Genomic DNA, 1,228 nt, shown 5'->3' with positions numbered 1-1,228 from the left:
ATATAGTTAATTCCTACTGAAAGCGGATACAAATCAAATAATATCATACTGTCAAGCTTATAAGATATATCATTTTGTTCACGTACAAGAAGAAGTTCATAATCTAAATAATATTTTCCATTATTAATATATGCATATTTGAATGTCAAACCTGCTTGTATTATTAAACCTGTACCATCAAATAAATTATTAAACAAAGGAACTATAAAAGTAGGAGTTGCTTCAGCTTCAAAGGATATATTATCTGTTTTTAATGCTTTATTTATAGCATTAGTATCAACTGCAATATTTGGACTGTCAAAGTTAACAAAACCTCTTTTTCCTGCAGTATAATAATTAACTAAAGAAGCACTTACATTTATATTAAAATATTTTGAAATAGAAGAGTCTATATATACTTTAAGTTTATTTCTCTCAGCATCTAAATGGTCGCTTATACCAATATCTGTTCTTACTCCCTCCCATATATAACCAGGAAAAACATCTGTAATAAATCTATAGTATAGAGATAACTGTCCTCCKCCGTCTAAATATGGAAAAAAGTATCCATCTAAATCACCTCTAATATAAAGCCCTGGCTGTATATTGGTTTGGGCATACACTATTGATGTAATAATTAAATATATAACAATTAAAAACTTTATTAACTTCATTTACAAAACTAAAAAATATTATATGTATATTATATAATATATTAGAAAAAATTGCATATTTGTTAAAAAAATGGGGGATAAGTTTTTAAAAAACCTATCCCTTTTAATACATTTATTTAGCAGAAAAATTGAAAAAAGATAATGTCTTATAGTCTATAAGAAAGCTGAGCTCCCCAAGAATCTATACCCAATAAACTTGGTGATGGAGTAGTAGTAGCAGTATTACCTGCACGAGCAGCCAAGTATAAGTCAATAAAGAAATCTTCACCAACTATGAAGCCCATACCAGTATATAAGTTCATTGTAGATTCAAAGCCATTATTATAATTGAAAGTTTTATATTTTCCGCCAGTTAATGCTTCATATGAACCAGTAGTCATAGCAAATCCTAATCTATAGCTAACACCAGCTCTAAACTCAAACCAATCAACAGGTTTGAAAGCAGTACCAATAGGAAGCTCGATATAAGGAATAATTTGTACTAATGAACTTTTTGCTCCAGAAGTAGTAGTAGTTTCTAATGTAGTTTGATCTGTAATTTCTGTTTTTTCTACAACTTTTACATTACCAGCATT

Annotated in this window: 1 protein-coding gene and 1 pseudogene; both read right to left on the bottom strand. The window is 28.5% G+C overall.

All coding sequences use genetic code 11. The features are described 5' to 3' along the window. On the bottom strand, nucleotides 1–653 hold a 653-nt coding region (locus GQX97_RS12260; RefSeq protein ID WP_157152211.1), incomplete at its 3' end, for a toxin A. A gap of 146 nt (nucleotides 654–799) precedes the next feature. Then, nucleotides 800–1,228, bottom strand: a pseudogene (locus GQX97_RS12255) (hypothetical protein); the annotation flags it as partial.

This window comes from Brachyspira sp. SAP_772 (genome assembly GCF_009755885.1).
Classification (GTDB): Bacteria; Spirochaetota; Brachyspiria; order Brachyspirales; family Brachyspiraceae; genus Brachyspira.
This window is presented reverse-complemented; position numbering and strand designations above follow the sequence as displayed.